Here is an 18451-nt window from a genome sequence, read left to right as displayed (position 1 = left end):
ATAATCTATAACCTTCTTTCGCATTACCAATCTGCCCCAGCAAACGCTGGGGCAGATTGGTTCTCAAAAAAATGAGGCTTTTCCCGAAGGAAAAAGCCTCATTTTTTTGCCATTTAGCACTCTACTTTCCTAAAGTAACAACGTCCCTCCAAAAGGAAGGACGTCGTCTCATATCAGTATTGCAAACGTGTGGCTAATTATTTACTGAGTTTCACCTTCAGTGCATCATCCAATGCCGTCAGGAATTCCTCAGTGTAAAGATAATGCTTTCCGTGTTCAACTTTATTACCGTGAATACAAACAGCCAAATCTTTCGTCATCTTTCCACTCTCCACAACCTCTACGCAAACCTGCTCCAGTGCATGACAGAAATCAATCAGCGCCTGATTAGAATCAAGACGACCTCTGAATTCCAGACCTCTTGTCCATGCAAAGATAGATGCAATCGGGTTAGTAGATGTTGGCTTACCAGCCTGATGATCGCGATAGTGACGGGTTACAGTACCATGTGCAGCTTCTGCTTCCATTACTTTACCATCTGGTGTAACCAGGGTAGAAGTCATCAGACCCAGTGAACCAAAACCTTGAGCAACAGTATCAGACTGTACATCACCATCATAGTTCTTACAAGCCCATACAAAGTTACCATTCCATTTCAGTGCGCTTGCCACCATGTCATCGATCAGACGGTGCTCATAAGTCAGGCCAGCGGCATCGAATTTCGCTTTGAATTCTTCCTGATAGATGTCTTCAAAGATATCTTTGAAACGACCATCATATTTCTTCAGGATGGTGTTCTTGGTACTCAGGTACAAAGGCCATTTTTTGATCAGCGCCTGGTTGAAACAAGCACGTGCAAAGCCCATGATAGATTCGTCGGTGTTGTACATAGCCAGTGCTACGCCATCGCCTTTGAAGTTGTATACTTCATGCTCGATCACTTCACCATTTTCACCTTCAAACTTGATAGTCAGTTTACCTTTACCTTTTACTACGAAGTCAGTAGCGCGGTATTGGTCACCGAAAGCGTGACGGCCTATGCAGATAGGAGCGGTCCAGTTAGGAACCAGGCGAGGTACATTAGAAGTAACGATTGGCTCACGGAAAACTGTACCATCCAGGATGTTACGGATAGTACCGTTTGGTGACTTCCACATCTGTTTCAGATTGAACTCTTTAACACGCGCCTCGTCAGGAGTGATGGTAGCACATTTAATACCTACACCAACAGCTCTGATCGCGTTCGCGGCATCTATAGTAACCTGGTCGTTGGTAGCATCACGGTGCTCCATGCCAAGGTCGAAGTATTGGATATCAACGTCAAGATAAGGAAGTATCAGTTTGTCTTTAATAAATTTCCAGATGATCCTGGTCATCTCATCTCCGTCCAGTTCTACGACAGGATTTGCGACTTTAATTTTTTCTGCCATTTTCGGGTTTGATTTTTAATTAGTTACGAGTAATCGCGAAATATACAATAATGGGGCAAAATTTACAAGTTTTTCGGTTTTAAATCGGGGCCACCGGCTGATCTAGTCACCAAGGGCCGGTTAAAAAAGCATATTGCTTTTTAACCAGCCCCCTTAAAAACTTATAAACAGACCTTTGTTACAGGTGCTTAATTACTTCATCAGCAAACTCACTGGTTTTTACCAGGGTTGCATCGTCCATCAACTTGTAGAAGTCGATCGTTACACGCTTACGTGCAATCGCTGTGCTCAGACCATGAACGATCATGTCTGCAGCCTCTGTCCAACCCATATATTCCAGCATCATTACACCACTCAGGATCACGGAGCTTGGGTTCATAGAATTGGTATTGGCAAAGCGCGGAGCAGTACCGTGTGTAGCTTCGAACACCGCATGACCAGTCAGGTAGTTGATATTCGCACCTGGTGCGATACCGATGCCACCTACAGCAGCAGCCAGGGCGTCAGAAATATAGTCACCGTTCAGGTTCAGGGTCGCTACAACTGAGTAATCCTGTGGAGCCAGCAGTATCTGCTGCAGGAAGTTGTCAGCGATCACATCCTTCACGATTAGTTTTTTAAGAGCAGTAGCTACGGCCAGTTCTTTGTTTGCTTCCTCTTCACCTTTTTCTTTCTTGGTAGCTTCCCACTGTTCCCAGGTATACACCTGATCGCCGAACTCGCGCACAGCCAGTTCATAACCCCAGGTTTTGAAACCACCTTCGGTGAATTTCATGATATTACCTTTGTGAACCAGTGTCAGTGAAGGCAGTTTCTTTTCCAGTGCATACTTGAGGGCTGCACGTACCAGGCGCTCAGTGCCTTCTTTAGAAACAGGCTTGATACCCAGGGAAGAAGTTTCAGGGAAACGGATTTTTTTAACACCCAATTCTTCCTGCAGGAACTTCAGCAGTTTTTTTGCTTCCGGAGTACCATACATATATTCGATACCGGCATAGATATCTTCCGTGTTTTCGCGGAAAATGACCATGTCTACTTTCTCAGGGTGCTTAACAGGAGAAGGCACCTTGTCGAACCAACGTACAGGGCGTACGCAGGCATACAGGTCCAGTTCCTGGCGCATGGCTACGTTCAGGGAACGGATACCACCACCAACAGGGGTAGACAGCGGACCTTTGATAGAAACCAGATATTCTTTGAAGGCGTCCAGCGTTGCTTTTGGCAGCCATTCACCTGTCTGCTGGAAGGCTTTTTCACCTGCCAGTACCTCTTTCCATTCTATCTTTCTTTTTCCACCATAGGCCTTTTCGACAGCGGCGTCAAATACACGCACGCTGGCAGCCCAGATATCCGGTCCGATACCATCACCTTCAATAAAAGGAATAATGGGATGGTTAGGTACCGATAACTGGCCATTGGTCATTGATATTTTTTCTGCCGGCATAAAACTAGTTTCTTTACGTGTTCGTAATTTTGATAAATTATTCGAGCGCAAAGGTACTAATTAATGACCGAAACGTAATGTTAAAGCAGGGATTCTTCAATGTAACCTGCCTAACAGTTTAAAAACTATTCCTATGTACAAATTATTTTTAATTTGCTTTTTGTTCCTCACCTTACAGATTAAAGCAAATTCCATGACGACTCCAAATGATACGACCGTATTTACTTACTTAGCCCTGGGCGATAGTTATACCATTGGCGAAGGAGTAGGAGAAAACGACCGTTTTCCTGTTCAGACCGTTAAAATTCTGAAAAACAGTGGGATAGAAGTAGCAGACCCAAAAATAGTGGCCAAAACCGGCTGGACCACTATCGAACTGAACGATGCCCTGAATGCAAACCCTATTAACGAAACGTATGATATCGTCACCCTCCTGATTGGAGTGAACGATCAGTATAGGGGCTTTCCGGTAGATAGTTATAAGCCATGGTTTACACAGCTGCTGGAAAGAGCTATTGGTTATGCTGGTGGAAAGGCCAGCCATGTAGTGGTGATTTCCATTCCTGACTGGGGTGTGACCCCGTATGCTGAAGGCCGTGATCGTGATGATATAGCAGGGCAGATAGATCAGTATAACGAAGCGAATAAGGCGATTGCGAAGAAGCATAAAGTGAAGTACCTGGATATTACGCCTGATACCCGCGATGTTATGCAGGACCCTAAGGGCTTAATAACCAGTGATGGGTTACATTATTCCGGGCAGGAAATGGGTATGTGGGCGGCCAGGCTGTCTATTATCCTTAAAGCTATGGTAGCACCGCCACCAGCGTATTAAATTTAAAGCCGGCCGCAGGCCCCGCCGTCTTAAAAAAGGAACGTTTTTAATGCCGGCCACGTACCCCGTCGTCTTATTAAAGAAACCTCTTAAAAGCTAGCTGGCCACGTACCCCGCTGTCTTATTAAAGAAACCTCTTTAAAGCCGGCCGCAGGCCCCGCCACCCGAAAAAAAGTGCTTTCGCCGAAGGTGAAAGCGCTTTTTTTCGTTAATTATTAAACCCTGGAAATTTCACCGACCTTTTCATGCCGCTTACCGCCCTCCTCCCAATTTTAACCTAAACCCCCTTCCATAACCCGCGCCCCCTTCCTAAGTTTGTATCGTTAAATGAGAACAAACAATGCGAAATAGAGACTTTTACGGACGAAGAAAACACGAGAAGAACGGAGCTTTGAGAGGTGTTATCATCCTACTGGTAGGCGTTTTCCTCTTATTACATAACCTCGATCTCGATATTCCGGAGTGGATAGTATCCTGGCAGATGCTGATAATGGGTATAGGTCTTATGATCTGGATTAAAAGTGAGTGCAGGAACGTTGGAGGGTTGATTATGATGTTAATAGGTAGTATTTTTCTGATAAGAGAATATTTCTACCTGCCATTTGATGTAGATCGTTTCCTCTGGCCAGGGTTATTAATCATAATTGGTTTACTCTTTATCGTTTTCCGGCCCGGCTCCCACAAAAAATACCTGGATGAAGATGACGAACCCAAAGTAGTCCCGGATCTTTATCCTGAAGATGAAGATTATATCAATGCAGATGTAGTATTCAGTGGCGAAAACCGGCTCATTGTATCCAAAAAATTCAAAGGTGGCCGTATATCGGCAGTCTTTGGTGGTTGTGATGTCAACCTTTTACAAGCCGATTTTGATGGTACGATCGTACTGAATTGTGATTGTGTATTTGGTGGAGTAGAACTGGTGGTGCCTGCAAACTGGGAAGTGAAGATCATGACCAGCAGTGTATTTGGTGGCGTAGAAGATAAACGCCCGATAGAACTGATCGGCGCCAACCCCAACAAGGTGCTCATCATCAAAGGTAGCTGCGTATTTGGCGGCATTGAAATTAAAAGTTATAGCTGATTTTAAATATTACAATTATGACATGGTTTGTAGCCAAGATCGTATATCAGATCATCACTGGCACCGGTTCACACACACCGCAGTTCGATGAACAGCTACGTCTGATCAGTGCCGGCAGCAAACAGGAAGCCTGGAAAAGAGCTTGTGAACTAGGTAAACAGGAGCAATATTCTTTTAGGAACCAAAAACAGGAACTGGTAGAATGGCGCTTTATCAACGTACCCGAATTGAATAGCCTGAACTCCCTGGATGATGGTATGGAACTGTACTCACGTATAGAAGAACCCGGAGACCCAAACGCTTATATCTCATGGTTGCAGGTAAGAGCAGCGCAGTTGAATGGAGCAGATGTACATGCTAACTGAATGTAACATTTCACAATAAGGATGTACCTACTAACAAACAAAATAATTTGGCAAGTCAACTCATTACAGATAAATCGTTTCGCTGGTCATTCGCTGCCACGGGGTATGTATCGCTGATCGTACAGGCAGTACTGCTACAGTTCTGGTTTCATTTTCCTGATTCCATCGCCTGGGTAGATAGTGGTATCCACATTGGTTTTCTGGCGCTGGCAGCATTGACTATCAGTTACAGCCTGGCCTATTACCGGCCGCAGAAAGGGAAGACTTTTTTCGTGCTCTGTTTTTCAACATCTCAGGCCCTGATCTGGATTTCACTGAGCACATGGGCGCTGCAATATACGTTTCAGAATAATCAGCCTTACCTGGAATGGATTCACCAGGCAATGCCGGTCAGGTTCCTCTTCGGATGGTTACTGATTACAGGCATAGCGTTCAAAAGCCTTTACTGGTATGACCTGGAAGAACAGCGGCAGGAGTTGAGCAGAAAGCAGGCGACAGAAAGATTAGCGCGCGAAGCAGAATTGTACAAACTCAGACAACAACTGCAACCGCATTTTTTATTCAACAGTCTGAACTCTATCAATGCATTGATTGCATTGCGTCCACAGCAGGCAAGAGAGATGGTACTCAAGCTCAGTGATTTTCTGAGAGGTACATTGAAACGGGAAGACCAGCAATGGATCTTGCTCCCAGATGAACTACAATACCTTCAATTGTACCTGGATATAGAAAAAGTCCGCTTTGGTCATCGTTTAACAACAGCAGTCAAAGCAGACGGAGACGTAGAAAAGATGATGATACCACCCATGCTATTGCAACCTGTAGTAGAAAACGCGATCAAGTATGGATTGTATGATACCACGGATGCGATCACGATCACCATACAGGCATGGTCAGTAGACGATCTGCTATACATACTGGTACAGAATCCATACGACGCCGATCTGTCACAAAAGCCAACCGGTACAGGCTTTGGATTAAACTCAATTCGTAGACGGTTGTACCTGCTCTTTGCAAGACAGGATCTACTGGAAACGGAAGCAAAAGACAACATTTACACAACACTGATTAAAGTGCCGCAACGCTATGATAAAAGCAGTAATAATTGATGATGAACCACTGGCCAGGGAAATCGTAAAAGAATACCTCGGAACTTTCACACAGATCCAGATCCTGCAGGAATGCAATGATGGGTTTGAAGGATTAAAGGCAATACAGCAACACCAGCCGGACATCATTTTCCTGGATGTACAGATGCCAAAGATCAATGGATTTGAGATGTTGGAACTGGTAGAAGAGCTGCCTGCAGTGATCTTTACGACTGCTTTTGAAGAACATGCGATCAGGGCGTTTGAAGTGAATGCGACTGATTATTTATTAAAGCCATTCTCTAAAGAACGATTTGACAAAGCCTTGCAGAAATGGCTGGAGAAGCGACAGGAAACGGTGCCGGTGCCTTTGCAGGCAGATGCTTTATTAGAAACGGCGGCAGCGAGTCCATTGCAGAGTAACAGGGTAGTGGTGAAGATCAATGGGAAAATTAAGATAATACCCGTACAGGATATTCATTACCTCGAAGCAGCGGATGATTATGTGAAGGTAGTGACACAGGAAGGTGCGTTTTTGAAAAATAAAACAATGGCATTCTTTGAGAAGACTTTAGATATGCAGCAGTTTGCGAGAGTGCATCGTTCTTATATTCTGAATGTAAATCAGGTGACGAGGATAGAGCCTTATGAAAAGGAAAATCACCTGGCGATGTTGAAGAGTGGGGCGAAGGTGCCGGTGAGTAAGACGGGGTATCCAAAACTGAAATTAGCGCTGGGGTTATAGCCCCAATAATGGCATTAAAATCGGGTAGTATTAAAATCTGTTAGCTTTTAAATTCGCCCACATTTACATTTGCCTGCATTAAAAGCCGGCCACAGGCCCTGAACCATATTAAGCTATAAAAATATTAATCGGATTGCGAATTATGTATTACGATTGCCTTTTTTCATCGTAGTACGTAGTTCGCAATCCGTTTAATAATTACTGCACTACCAACACAGGTATCTTCACCTTATGTCTCACCTGATTAGTCGTTTCTCCGTAAATCCAATCCTTAATCCCTGTATGTCCATGTCCACCCAACACTAAAAAATCCGCCTTTTCCGACTTCACGATCCGCACGATCTCTTCCGCTCTGTGTCTATATCCCAGGAACCCTTCCGCCTGCAGATTTTTACTCTTCAGCAAACTCACATACGTATCCATCTGCTCCTTGTCTTTCCTCGTTTCAAGATCATCCGATTCTCTTCCTAAATACTTCGCCGATGCACTCTCCACAATATGGATCAGCAGGTAACTTGTATTGGCATTGCCATGTGCAATCGCATTTGCAATGATCGCCTCATCATCCTTACTAAAATCAAGCGCCAGTGCAATTCTGTTATACTGAGGTATGGTAATATTCTCCAAAGACACAGCTGTAGCAGGATGTATATTTGTCGAACTCTTTAAAGCATACTTTGTAGCCAGTGGATAAAGCACAGTAATAAACAGCAACACTACAAATCCAATAGCGAGTATTGAAATAAGAATATCTACCCAGATAGAACCGCCTCCTTCCATATAATGCATGGCTTCTGTAAACACCATGCGTGTATTCAGATACACCAGCACTGCTGTAATCACCCAGCTGAGGATCTTCACAGGTACGTTCACCGCAAATTTCCCCATCGTCTTTTTATCACTCACAAAATGTATCAGCGGGATCACTGCAAAACCCAGCTGTAAACTCAGCAACACCTGACTGAATACCAGGAGGTCTCCCACCTTATCAACACCTGCAATCTGTATCACCAACAGCGCGGGTACAATGGCCAGCAACCTTGTCAGTAATCTTCTCAACCATGGATTGATACGTAGTTTCAGGTATCCTTCCATCACAATTTGTCCGGCTAAGGTGCCGGTCACCGTAGAACTTTGTCCTGCTGCAATCAATGCGACAGCGAACAGGATCGGTGCCCATTTATTGCTTAACAATCCTTCCAGTAACTTATGTGCATCCTGTATTTCTGCCACACTGGTTTTCCCTGATTTAAAGAACACCGCAGCAGCCAGGATCAATATTGCTGCATTTACAAAGAACGCTAAATTTAATGCAATCGCACTATCAATAAAATTTAATTTCAATGCTTGTCTGATGCCTGCTTCATCCTGCCTTATTTTCCGCGTTTGCACCAATGCAGAGTGCAGGTATAGATTATGAGGCATCACGGTGGCACCAATGATACCGATGGCAATATAGAGCGCCGTATTATCGGGAATGCGGGGTACAAAACCAGTGATCACTTCACTCATCACAGGCTTAGCCATAATCAGTTCAACCAGGAATGATACGCCTACAATTGCCACTAACATGATGATGAAAGCCTCCATTTTCCGGATACCATATTTCTGCAATACCAGTAATAGAAAGGTATCGAAAACGGTAATGCTCACACCCCATTGCAAAGGTAATCCTGTTAGTAACTGGATACCGATGGCCATGCCCAGCACTTCTGCCAGGTCGGTGGCTGCAATGGCGATTTCTGCCAGTATATACAAAACGAAATTAACACCTGGGGGGTATGTCTCTCTGTTTGCCTGAGCGAGGTCACGTCCGCGAACAATGCCTAGTCTTGCGCTGAGTGATTGTAGTAGTAGTGCCATGAGGTTACTCATGAGCAGTACCCATAGGAGGGTATACCCGTATTGGCTGCCGCCGGCGAGGTCTGTGGCCCAGTTGCCGGGGTCCATATAACCTACGCTCACGAGGTAAGCAGGTCCAAAGAAGGCAAACATTTTTTTCCAGCGGTTTGGGTTGTCTGCAGTCGTGTCTACACTTTGATGTACTTCGCCAAGGGATGTGTGCTGATGGTTCATAAAATTAGCTTAAATCTGCTTTACCATGATATTTTTCGCTACCTGTTCACTGATGGTAAAGGCAGGTTGGTTCTTTATTTTTATCTCAATAGAGTTGTCAAATTCATATCGTTCAATGACGTCCAGTTGTGTCCCTAACCGCACGCCTTTAGTATTCAGAAATTCCAGCAGGGCGGCCGATTTATCGGATACTGCCATGACTTCGAGCCGGTTGGCTTTTGATTTATGGAGGCTGGTATGTACCCTGGGTTTACCCATTTTGCCTTGTGCATCAGGGATGGGGTCACCGTGAGGATCAATCTGCGGGTTACCCAGGAATTCGCTGAGGCGGTTGGTCAGTTTTTCGCTGCGAACATGTTCCAGTTCTTCGGCCAGTTCGTGTACTTCTTCCCAGCTGAAACTGAGTTTATCCACCAGGAAACATTCCCAGAGGCGGTGTCGGCGTATGATTTGCAGGGCGGCTTTTTTCCCTTCGCTGGTCAGGTTGATGCCCTGGTATTTCTCATATGCAATGAGCTTCTTTTCTTTTAGCTTCTTTGCCATGTCGGTCACCGATGCGGGTTTGGTATCCAGCTCATAGGCCAGCGCATTGGTACTGACTGGTTCCTGTCCTTCTTCTAATTTATAGATTGATTTGATATAGTTCTCCTCTGAGATCGACAAATTCATATTGCTAAAAATAAAATTTAGGTAAATCTAAATAATATATTGGAGAAATGCAACTGGTTCCCTCAAATCGCCCACTGGTGCCGGATATTACATAAGGATGTCCGAAATTTACCTAAATAATCGAGAAAAAATCCCAATTTTGCGCTTCGCTTTTGTTCATATCAATTTTTTCTTTAACTTTTCGGCCATAATAAACAAGCAAATACGCATGAATAAGCTGTTGATAGCAGCATTAGCACTTGGACTTTTCGCCTCCTGCAAGTCGGGCGGTAAAAAATCAGGCGCTGATGCAATAACTTTTAAAGAATTCCGTCAGTCATTTGCTGACAGCAAACTGCCTTACAAGCTGACTCCGGAGCTGCTTACCAGCAAGACTGGTGATTCCACTGCTATCGACACCGCCCTTATCAGCCGGTTTTTGGTCGATACGCTGGCGAAGGTTGACTTCCCAACCGGCAAGGTGAGTTATTATCCATTAGTATCACTGACGGGCAAACAGATCAACTATCTTGTGATCAAAGCTGAGGACAAGAATACGACAGCTGCATACCTGTGTGTGTTTGATAAGAAGGATCATTACCTGAGTCGTGTGCAGGTAGCTTGGTTAAATAGTAAGAGTAATAAAAAGGAATACTTCTCTATCGATAGTAAGGAGATGGTGAAGATTACGACAGAGACAGAAGTAACGCCTGGTCATACGGGTACAACTGAAAATTTCTATTCAGTAGAAGCGAATGGCAGCACTGCGCTGATCATGACTAACTCTACTGGTGAAGCGGCACCTGGTCAGTTATTTAATCCGATTGATACGCTGCCAAAGAAGAATAAATTTAGTGGTGATTATGCGGCGGGTGAGAATAGTATAGTATCAATTCGTGATGGGAAAGATGCGAAGTCATTTTTGTTCTTTATATCATTTGCGAAGGAGAGTGGGTGTAAAGGAGAGATATCTGGTACGGGGCATTTTGCAGGTGCGAATAAAGGAGAGTTTACGGATAAGGATACGGAATGTGGGATAGCGTTTCAGTTTTCTGCAAGCAAGCTGACGATAAAGGAGATTGGTGGTTGTGGAGCGTATAGAGGGATCAGGTGTTTGTTTGAAGGAGGGTTTACGAAAAAGAAATAGTTTTTGGAATTAAAATAGATTGGAATAATAGGGTTGGAATTTATTTCCGACCCTTTTTCTTTGAAAATAGTTCGTCCAGGCCATAATTTGATATGACTCTATAGGATTAAAATTTTCTTTTCGTGCTTATAGCAACAATCGTTTGTACTTAGAGTCTTAAATCAGTTTTTTCTACAGGCTGAAAAAGCACCAATAAAAGGTCGATTTTTGTAACTTAGTAATCTTATTGAGATGGGGGTAATGCCTCAAGCTCGCGCAGGCGTCTGAGATAATTATTTATCTGCGCCTGCTTTCTTTTTTTAGCCACTCCTGATTATCAGGTTCCATATATGGCACTCTATTTTTGAGTATAAAATAAGCGGCAATTAGGATTTTGTGTGAAATTGCAATAAGTGCTCGTTTTTTGCCTCTTCGTATACTCAAAGTATAATATTTTCTTTTCAGATAAGTATCTTTCGTATGTGCTGCAGCCCATGCTGCTTCCACGAGTGCGGTTTTAAGGGATCTGTTGCCATGATTGATTCTTTCACTTTTCTTTTTCCGGCACTTTCATTATTACCAGGACATAAACCACACCAACTAGCCAAATGATGCTGATTAGGAACGCATGCATATCTGTACCTATTTCGGCTAAGATGGCGGTAGCTGTTTGTTTTTGTACTCCGGGAATAGTCTGAAGTAATTTTACTTCTTCCTCCCATTTTTTTAAGTACTGATCTATACGGTTATCCACCTGACCAAGTAGGTCATTTAGCTGTAAAATAACAGTTTTAGACAGGCTGAGCATAAAACGGTGATGCTCATTAAGATGGCCTTCTAATGCAAGAATAAGCTCTTGTTTTTTGATTTTGAGCCTACCTTTTGCCAAATTGGCCAATATCATAGGATCCTGTTCTCCTTCAATAATGGCAGTGATCATTGACCAGCCACTTACACCGAATACATCACTGACTACAGTGCTCAATTTGATATTGGCTGTCTCTAAAATGTTCTGTAACCGGTTATATTCACTGGACCGCTGTCCTATTACTTTACGTTTGTATCGGTACAATTCCCGTAATTCGCGAGTGTATTGCGGTGGAATAAAACTTCCCTTTAGTAGCCCGCTTAGCAATAATTTTGCAATCCAGGCACTGTCATTGCGATCGGTCTTATGCCCCGGCACATATTTAATATGCCGGGCATTGACCAGAATAAGTTCAAAGTGAGGTTCCAGTATATTAAAAACAGGCTTCCAGTAAACCCCGTGCTCTCCATTGCGACATGTGTAATGCCGGATTCTTCAAGCCAAGCTACCAGGTCCCTAAGTGAACTTGTGAAAGTGCTAAAAGTGCGGGTTTGTTCTTCCAACCCATTTCCTCTGATGGTGGCTACTACATTCTCCTGGTGAACATCGAGGCCACAGCCGCGACTCACAACCTGTTCAAAACTGATATGTGATTGTTCCATGGTAGTACTTTTGTCGAAGGTACCACCATTTTCATAGTCGTTTGTGAACCCGGTTCATGAGGGTTTTTTCTGAAAATGGTTTTCATCCCCCATTGGTGAATTTCCTCATTCATGAAGGTTTTTATTGGAAATGGGTTTTTATTCCGTTTGTGAATTTCCTCATTCATGAATGTGTTTATTGGAAATGGGTTTCATGTGTGTGGGTGAATTCTTTTTTCATGAATGTATTATTGAAAATGGGTTTTTGTTCCGTTTGTGAATTTCCGCTTTCATGAATGTATTTATTGGGATTAAATTTCAAACAGTCGTTAGTGTTATATTCAATCAGGATTGTATTATCTCCAAAAACTCATCCCTTCCAATAAACCTTGCCCCCAACGACGCCAAATGCTCCGTATACACCTGACAATCTATGATACTCAACCCCATCCCCTTCGCCTTCTGCACAAACGTTATAAACGCCGCCTTCGACGCATTACTCACCTTCGCAAACATCGACTCCCCAAAAAAACACGCCCCTATCATCACCCCATAAAATCCACCCACCAACTCTCCATCCTGCCAGCACTCCACCGAATGCGCATACCCCATCTTATGCAATGTTACATACGCTTCCTCCACCTCCGTAGTAATCCACGTACCATCCTGCCCCTTACGCAGCGATTGTTTACACCCCGCTATCACCCCTTCAAAATCTTCATCAAAGGTGATCTCAAACACACTCTTCTTCAGTACCTGTTTCATACTGGCGCTGAGCTTCAACTCTTCAGGAAATAATACAAAACGGGGATCCGGACTCCACCATAAGATAGGCGGTTCATTATACCAGGGGAAAATCCCTTCCTGGTAAGCTAATAATAATCGTTCGGCAGATAGATCCCCTCCATAAGCAAGGAGACCGTCTTCATCTGCTAAATTAACAGGAGGGAAAATTAGCTCATCTGTGAGATAAAAGACAGGCATTATCTTTCAACAGCTTCTTCTAAAGTTGCACTGATTCCTCTATCCAACAACGCTTCGCACATAGGACGCAGGTCGGTAAACTCACCCTGCTTCACAGCATACTTGCCATTATGATGAATGATCAAAGCACATTGCTCAGCCTGTTCCTGCGAATGGCCGCATACTTCCATCAGGGACTGAATGACCCAGTCAAATGTATTTACTTCATCGTTCCACACGATGAGGCTGTATGGAAATTGTTCATCCTCTGCTACCAACACATCTTCCCACTCTTTGGTGTGTGTGCCTGTTTGCTGACGCTGGCTCATATCCGAAAATGTATAATTTGCACAAAAATACAGCTTACAATCGTGATTTTAAATTAAACTCCCACCATTTTATCCGGGGTGACAATCTCACTGATTATCATTATTATTGTGAACATTGAAAACTGGAACTATGATAGGATTGAATGGCACTAAATTATTGATTGATATCAGTTTACCACTCAAAGATCCGGTACCAATTTTTGCCCTGGTACTGTTCATTATCCTCCTGGCGCCAATTATCCTGCGTAAGTTCAGGATCCCAAGCATCGTAGGATTGATCATTGCGGGGATGTTCATTGGTGATCACGGATTTAAAATCATTGAGAAGGGAAGTATAGACCTGTTCGGCAAGGCCGGACTACTATACATTATGTTCCTTGCTGGCCTGGAACTCGATATGACGGAGTTTCGTAAAAACCAGCATAGGAGCCTTGTATTTGGGGCATTTACGTTTTTTATCCCGCTGATTTTAGGGTTTGTGATCTGTCACTACCTGCTGCATTTCAACTTTATGGCTACACTGCTGGTTTCCAGTATGTTCTCTACACATACGCTGGTGGCCTACCCCCTGGCAAGCCGGTTGGGCATTACCAGAAATGAAGCGGTGACGGTCGCGGTCGGAGGTACGATCATTACGGATACCGCCGTACTCGTGATCCTGGCCATCATTACCGGGGCTGCTGCAGGTAACCTGAATCAGCACTTCTGGATCAGACTCAGTGTGAGCCTTACCGTATTTGCTGGGCTGGTGCTGTGGATCTTCCCCATGATAGGCAGGTGGTTCTTTAAGAAAATCAAAGACGACAAGACTTCCCATTTCATCTTTGTACTGGGCATGGTATTCCTGGCTGCCTTCCTGGCTGAGATGGCCGGGGTAGAAGGTATTATTGGCGCCTTCCTCGCCGGACTGGCATTGAACCAGCTCATCCCGCATACTTCACCATTGATGAACAGGATTGAGTTTACCGGGAACGCATTGTTCATACCTTTTTTCCTGATCAGTGTGGGGATGTTAGTAGATCTGCGGGTATTGCTCAGAGGGCCGGAAGCCTTGCTGATTGCAGGTGTACTCACAGTAATGGCGTTGGTAAGTAAGTACCTGGCGGCGATTTTTACACAGCTTGTATTTAAATATAGCGTACCACAGCGGAATGTGATTTTTGGTTTGAGTAGTGCACATGCTGCGGCCACGATCGCCATCATCCTCATCGGTTTCAATATGGGGATTATCAATGAAAATGTACTCAATGGTACAGTTATCCTTATTCTGATCACCTGCCTGGTGGGTAGTTTCGTGACGGAAAGCGCCGGGCGTAAACTGGCTATCATAGAATCGGATAAACAACCAGAAGCTGAAGAAGTGACAGAGCGCATGCTCATTCCTATTGCGAATCCAGGAAAGATGGAGGCAATGCTGGACTTTGCCGTGATGATCAAAGATCCCAATGCCAAGACACCGGTATACCCTCTGGCAGTGGTGCAGGACGATGAAGAGGCAAAAGCCCGTATGACCCAGACAAACAGAATGATGGAAGCGGTGATCGCACACGCTGCCGCTACTGAAAGCAAAGTGCAGGTAGTGACGCGCATCGATCTGAACGTATCTGATGGTATTGCCCGCGCTTCTAAAGAGCTGGGTATTACAGATGTGATCATCGGCTGGACGGACAAAACGAGTACTACAGACAGACTCTTTGGCTCTATCTTCGGTACAACCCTGGACAATGTGTTGCAGAGTGTATGGGAGAATCTGTATGTATGCGATTTTTCTTTTCCACTAAATACAACACGCCGTATTATGCTGGTTTTGCCACGTAATGCTGAACTGGAAATAGGTTTTGCTCATTACATGCAAAAACTGTTTTTGCTTAGTAAGCAGGTAGGTGGTAAGCTGATGGTGTATTGTGAAGGCGCCACGCAGCGGTTCCTGGAAGACCTGATCCAAAATCTGAAGCAGACGGTTGATATTGGTTTTAAACTCTGGCATGACCTGGTAGATCTGCCGGCACTGGCGTATGATACCACGAAGAATGATCTGATCATTATTGTTTCTGCCCGCAAAGGTACGTTGTCTTACAGGCCTTCGCTGGAAGGGTTGCCTTCCCGTATCAGCAAGTATTTTACGCATAACAATGTGATTCTGATCTATCCTGAACAGACAGAAATTGAGTATATCGAAGCAGGTATCCAACCAGAAGATCTGACGCTACGGCCTATCCAGGAACAGCTAGCCAATCTCTCGAAACTGGGTAGGTTCATGAAAAAGATTTTCAGGAAGAAGTAAGTTCTAAGGGCGCAATTTCCCAGGGGAAAATAAGTTCTAAGGACGCAATTTCTCAGGAAGAAGTAAGTTCTAAGTGTGCAATTGCCAGGGGGAAATAAGTTCTAAGGACGCAATTTCTCAGGAAGAAGTAAGTTCTAAGTGTGCAATTTCCAGGGGGAAATAAGTTCTAAGGACGCAATTTCTCAGGAAGAAATAAGTTCTAAGGGCGCAATTTCTCAGAAAATATTTTCTCTGGCAGCAATTTCCCAGGAAGTATCTTTTCAGGAAATAATTTCCCAGAAAGCAATTTCTCCGGATGCAGCAGATGTTCAGGAATCAATAGATTTTTTATCCCGTCTCTTTTCTTTTGAGGCGGGATATTTTTTTTAGCAGGAGGCAGCTCCGTTTCCTGCACGATGGGCATTTTGTACGCCTCTCTTACCGCCATATTAAACGCATTTTGTCCCGGGCCGGCTTTGGCAGCGAAGGCTGCTTTTACATCCGGGTCTTTGATCATTTCTAATGCCAGTGCTGCGGCAATTTTCATTCTCAGGCGCGCTAATAATTGTTTGGAGGTAGGAGGTAGGGTAGATGCCCCTCTTTTCTTTGCCATGATGATTTGTCCGTTCCGGACGTAGATGGTGATAATGTCCCCCAGGCTGCCGTTGACGAGCTGAAGGAGGATGTTGTCTTTGACTATTGCCATACAATTGTTTTGGGCAATATTAGGGGATAGGGGGAGGCTGTGCGAAAAAAGTCGTTGACGAAGCGATAAAACTTTTTGGCGAAGCGATAATGAGTGGTTGAGTGGGAAAAAGGTATGGTACAATTGGGGGAAAGTTCAGTATTTCTTCGGCAAAGATTCAGTACAACTTCGTCATAACTTGGTTATCTTAAGGTCACCAAAAGGGCACTTCATTATCCCTGGGATATTGAAGTGCCCTTTTGGTGACCTATTAGTGACGAATCTATACCGAAGTTATATGGGATACTACCTGAACATTATAAGGAAGAAAAATTATGCTGACTGGGAGGAGGATAGCAATATCTCAATGGAGGAATGGCTGGCTTATATTGAATTGGATGAGGAATTGGAACTACAGCCGGAAGATGACAATTTAGCTGCGGGATTTTGTCGCTGGCTTACAGAGGTGTATGAAGACACGAACGATCATGTTTGGTTTGATTATGGAATGGGATGTATTGGAACAAAGAATCCGAATGAGGTGACGATCCATAAGATGATTCGGATGGCGAATGTATTGCAGGGGAAAGTACAAGGGGATGATGGCGAGATTTATGATGATAGATACCTCGAAACTGGAAAAGCGATATGGCTGGAGCAGGAAGAGGAAAAAGCAGCTGTGGGGAGTAAAAAGCCATGGTGGAAAATATGGTAGTACCGAAGGGGAGGATGATGGAAACCCTGTTATACCTATTCAAAAACCCTGGTTGAAATATAGTAGTACAGAACTGAAAAGATATCAAACTCTTTGTACCTGTTTTAAAGCCATTATTTACCCCCGCTAGCCTTATTGTCAGCCCAGCCCCTCATCTCCCTGTCACCTTGTCCCCTATTTCTTCAGGGTAAGATATTTGATGTCCTCCTGACATGGACACATATTCCCAGGTAATTATTTCCGCCGTAGAAAAAGTAAGTCCGGCGGTGGTTAAAATAGAACGCCTGGAACGCAGCCCACGCGGTGATGTCGTGGGAGGATCTGGTTCCGGGTTTATTTTTTCCTCAGATGGATACCTGTTTACGAACAGTCATGTCGTAAAAGGCGCCAACCATCTGAGGGTAATGTTGCAGGACGGGAGGACTTACCCCGCGTATCTTGCAGGGCAGGATGCAGCAACAGACTTAGCTGTATTGAAGATAGAAGCAGGGGTAATGACGACAGTACCCTTTGGAGATTCGGATGAATTAAAGGTGGGACAACTCGCCATTGCCATCGGCAATCCATTAGGCTTTCAGCATACGGTAACGACAGGTGTGATCAGTGCATTAGGCCGATCGTTGAGAGGTGCTGATGGAATGATGATGGATGCATTGATACAAACAGATGCCGCATTGAATCCTGGTAATTCAGGAGGTCCGCTCATAAATGGCGATGGGGCCGTAATTGGGGTCAATACAGCGATTATAAATGGTGCACAGGGATTGTGTTTCGCCATTAGTATAAACACGGCTAAATCGATCGCAAATCAGTTAATCCGTTTTGGAAAGGTGAAGCGTGCGTATATCGGTGTGGCGATGCAGCAGGTAGATCTGGTGCCGAGGTTGAGAGCCATTCATGAAGTGAAGAACCGACAGGGATTGTTTGTAACGCAGGTAGAGAGAAATAGTCCGGCGGCAAAAGCAGGTGTGTTGAGTGGGGATATCATTGTGGGATTTGCAGATATGATGGTGGAGACGGCGGACCAGTTTTTTAAAATGATGACGGAGGAGAAGATCGGGCAGTGGCAGTTTTTGAAAGTGATAAGAGGGAGTGAGATGAAGGAGGTGAGGGTGACGCCGGTAGAAAAGGGCGATTAATTGGCCTGTGGCAGCAAAGAAGTTCCTCATTCCCTAAAACAAAAAAGCCTTAGCAATCGCTAAGGCT

At 44.3% G+C, this 18451-nt stretch carries 17 protein-coding genes and 2 pseudogenes; 10 read left to right on the top strand and 9 right to left on the bottom strand.

The window, feature by feature from the left end:
- Positions 1 to 197: 197 nt before the first annotated feature.
- Positions 198 to 1430 carry an NADP-dependent isocitrate dehydrogenase gene (locus QQL36_RS34320; protein ID WP_321568342.1) on the bottom strand — a complete coding sequence of 411 codons (1233 nt, stop codon included), beginning with the start codon at positions 1428 to 1430 and terminating at the stop codon, positions 198 to 200.
- Between the two features lie 178 nt (positions 1431 to 1608).
- Positions 1609 to 2874, bottom strand: coding sequence for an NADP-dependent isocitrate dehydrogenase (gene icd / locus QQL36_RS34315; RefSeq protein WP_321568341.1), 1266 nt, complete (start codon positions 2872 to 2874; stop codon positions 1609 to 1611).
- Between the two features lie 133 nt (positions 2875 to 3007).
- On the opposite strand from icd, the gene QQL36_RS34310 reads away from it, so the two are divergent.
- The 5 genes from QQL36_RS34310 to QQL36_RS34290 all read left to right on the top strand — a co-directional run bounded on the left by QQL36_RS34310 (position 3008) and on the right by QQL36_RS34290 (position 6991).
- Positions 3008 to 3709, top strand: coding sequence for an SGNH/GDSL hydrolase family protein (locus QQL36_RS34310; protein ID WP_321568340.1), 702 nt, complete (start codon positions 3008 to 3010; stop codon positions 3707 to 3709).
- A 340-nt stretch (positions 3710 to 4049) separates the two neighbouring features.
- Entirely contained in the window at positions 4050 to 4793 is a 744-nt protein-coding gene (locus QQL36_RS34305) for a LiaF transmembrane domain-containing protein (protein WP_321568339.1), read from the top strand.
- 17 nt (positions 4794 to 4810) lie between these two features.
- Positions 4811 to 5158 (top strand): DUF4288 domain-containing protein, encoded by a 348-nt coding sequence (locus tag QQL36_RS34300; protein ID WP_083721567.1) that lies wholly within the window; start codon positions 4811 to 4813, stop codon positions 5156 to 5158.
- A 47-nt stretch (positions 5159 to 5205) separates the two neighbouring features.
- Positions 5206 to 6267, top strand: a complete 1062-nt coding sequence (locus tag QQL36_RS34295) for a sensor histidine kinase (protein WP_321568338.1) — start codon at positions 5206 to 5208, stop codon at positions 6265 to 6267.
- Positions 6245 to 6991 (top strand): LytR/AlgR family response regulator transcription factor, encoded by a 747-nt coding sequence (locus QQL36_RS34290; protein WP_083721566.1) that lies wholly within the window; start codon positions 6245 to 6247, stop codon positions 6989 to 6991. The genes QQL36_RS34295 and QQL36_RS34290 overlap by 23 nt, the downstream gene beginning before the upstream one ends.
- Before the next feature lie 198 nt (positions 6992 to 7189).
- Here QQL36_RS34290 and QQL36_RS34285 read toward each other — a convergent pair whose 3' ends face one another.
- Positions 7190 to 9067, bottom strand: coding sequence for an Nramp family divalent metal transporter (locus tag QQL36_RS34285; protein WP_083721565.1), 1878 nt, complete (start codon positions 9065 to 9067; stop codon positions 7190 to 7192).
- Positions 9068 to 9076: 9 nt separating this feature from the next.
- Positions 9077 to 9736, bottom strand: coding sequence for a metal-dependent transcriptional regulator (locus QQL36_RS34280; RefSeq protein ID WP_083721564.1), 660 nt, complete (start codon positions 9734 to 9736; stop codon positions 9077 to 9079).
- Positions 9737 to 9944: 208 nt separating this feature from the next.
- Here QQL36_RS34280 and QQL36_RS34275 point away from each other — a divergent pair, with 208 nt between their 5' ends.
- A complete protein-coding gene (locus QQL36_RS34275) occupies positions 9945 to 10862 on the top strand; it encodes a hypothetical protein (protein WP_321568337.1) in 918 nt (305 codons plus the stop codon).
- Positions 10863 to 11138: 276 nt separating this feature from the next.
- Here QQL36_RS34275 and QQL36_RS34270 read toward each other — a convergent pair whose 3' ends face one another.
- From QQL36_RS34270 to QQL36_RS34250, 5 genes and pseudogenes are all read right to left on the bottom strand, one after another.
- Entirely contained in the window at positions 11139 to 11348 is a 210-nt protein-coding gene (locus tag QQL36_RS34270; protein WP_321568094.1) for a hypothetical protein, read from the bottom strand.
- Positions 11349 to 11563: pseudogene (locus tag QQL36_RS35870) on the bottom strand (transposase); the annotation flags it as partial.
- Between the two features lie 332 nt (positions 11564 to 11895).
- A pseudogene (locus QQL36_RS35865) lies at positions 11896 to 12054 on the bottom strand (IS110 family transposase); the annotation flags it as partial.
- Positions 12055 to 12635: 581 nt separating this feature from the next.
- Positions 12636 to 13274: a leucyl/phenylalanyl-tRNA--protein transferase gene (gene aat, locus QQL36_RS34255; protein ID WP_321568335.1), complete on the bottom strand. Its 639-nt coding sequence runs from the start codon at positions 13272 to 13274 to the stop codon at positions 12636 to 12638.
- Positions 13274 to 13582: an ATP-dependent Clp protease adaptor ClpS gene (locus QQL36_RS34250; RefSeq protein ID WP_083721561.1), complete on the bottom strand. Its 309-nt coding sequence runs from the start codon at positions 13580 to 13582 to the stop codon at positions 13274 to 13276. Before QQL36_RS34250 ends, aat begins: the two co-directional genes overlap by 1 nt.
- 130 nt (positions 13583 to 13712) lie before the next feature.
- Here QQL36_RS34250 and QQL36_RS34245 point away from each other — a divergent pair, with 130 nt between their 5' ends.
- The 4 genes from QQL36_RS34245 (at position 13713) to QQL36_RS34230 (ending at position 18384) form a co-directional block, all read left to right on the top strand.
- Positions 13713 to 15866: a cation:proton antiporter gene (locus tag QQL36_RS34245; protein ID WP_321568334.1), complete on the top strand. Its 2154-nt coding sequence runs from the start codon at positions 13713 to 13715 to the stop codon at positions 15864 to 15866.
- 224 nt (positions 15867 to 16090) lie between these two features.
- On the top strand, positions 16091 to 16216 hold the full coding sequence (locus QQL36_RS35860) for a pentapeptide repeat-containing protein (protein WP_415751089.1): 126 nt from the start codon (positions 16091 to 16093) through the stop codon (positions 16214 to 16216).
- 612 nt (positions 16217 to 16828) lie between these two features.
- On the top strand, positions 16829 to 17245 hold the full coding sequence (locus QQL36_RS34235; protein ID WP_143708727.1) for a hypothetical protein: 417 nt from the start codon (positions 16829 to 16831) through the stop codon (positions 17243 to 17245).
- Positions 17246 to 17457: 212 nt separating this feature from the next.
- Positions 17458 to 18384 carry a S1C family serine protease gene (locus tag QQL36_RS34230; protein ID WP_321568332.1) on the top strand — a complete coding sequence of 309 codons (927 nt, stop codon included), beginning with the start codon at positions 17458 to 17460 and terminating at the stop codon, positions 18382 to 18384.
- The last annotated feature ends 67 nt before the right edge of the window (positions 18385 to 18451 follow it).

It is taken from the genome of Chitinophaga sp. LS1 (assembly GCF_034274695.1).
Taxonomy (GTDB): domain Bacteria; phylum Bacteroidota; class Bacteroidia; order Chitinophagales; family Chitinophagaceae; genus Chitinophaga.
This window is presented reverse-complemented; position numbering and strand designations above follow the sequence as displayed.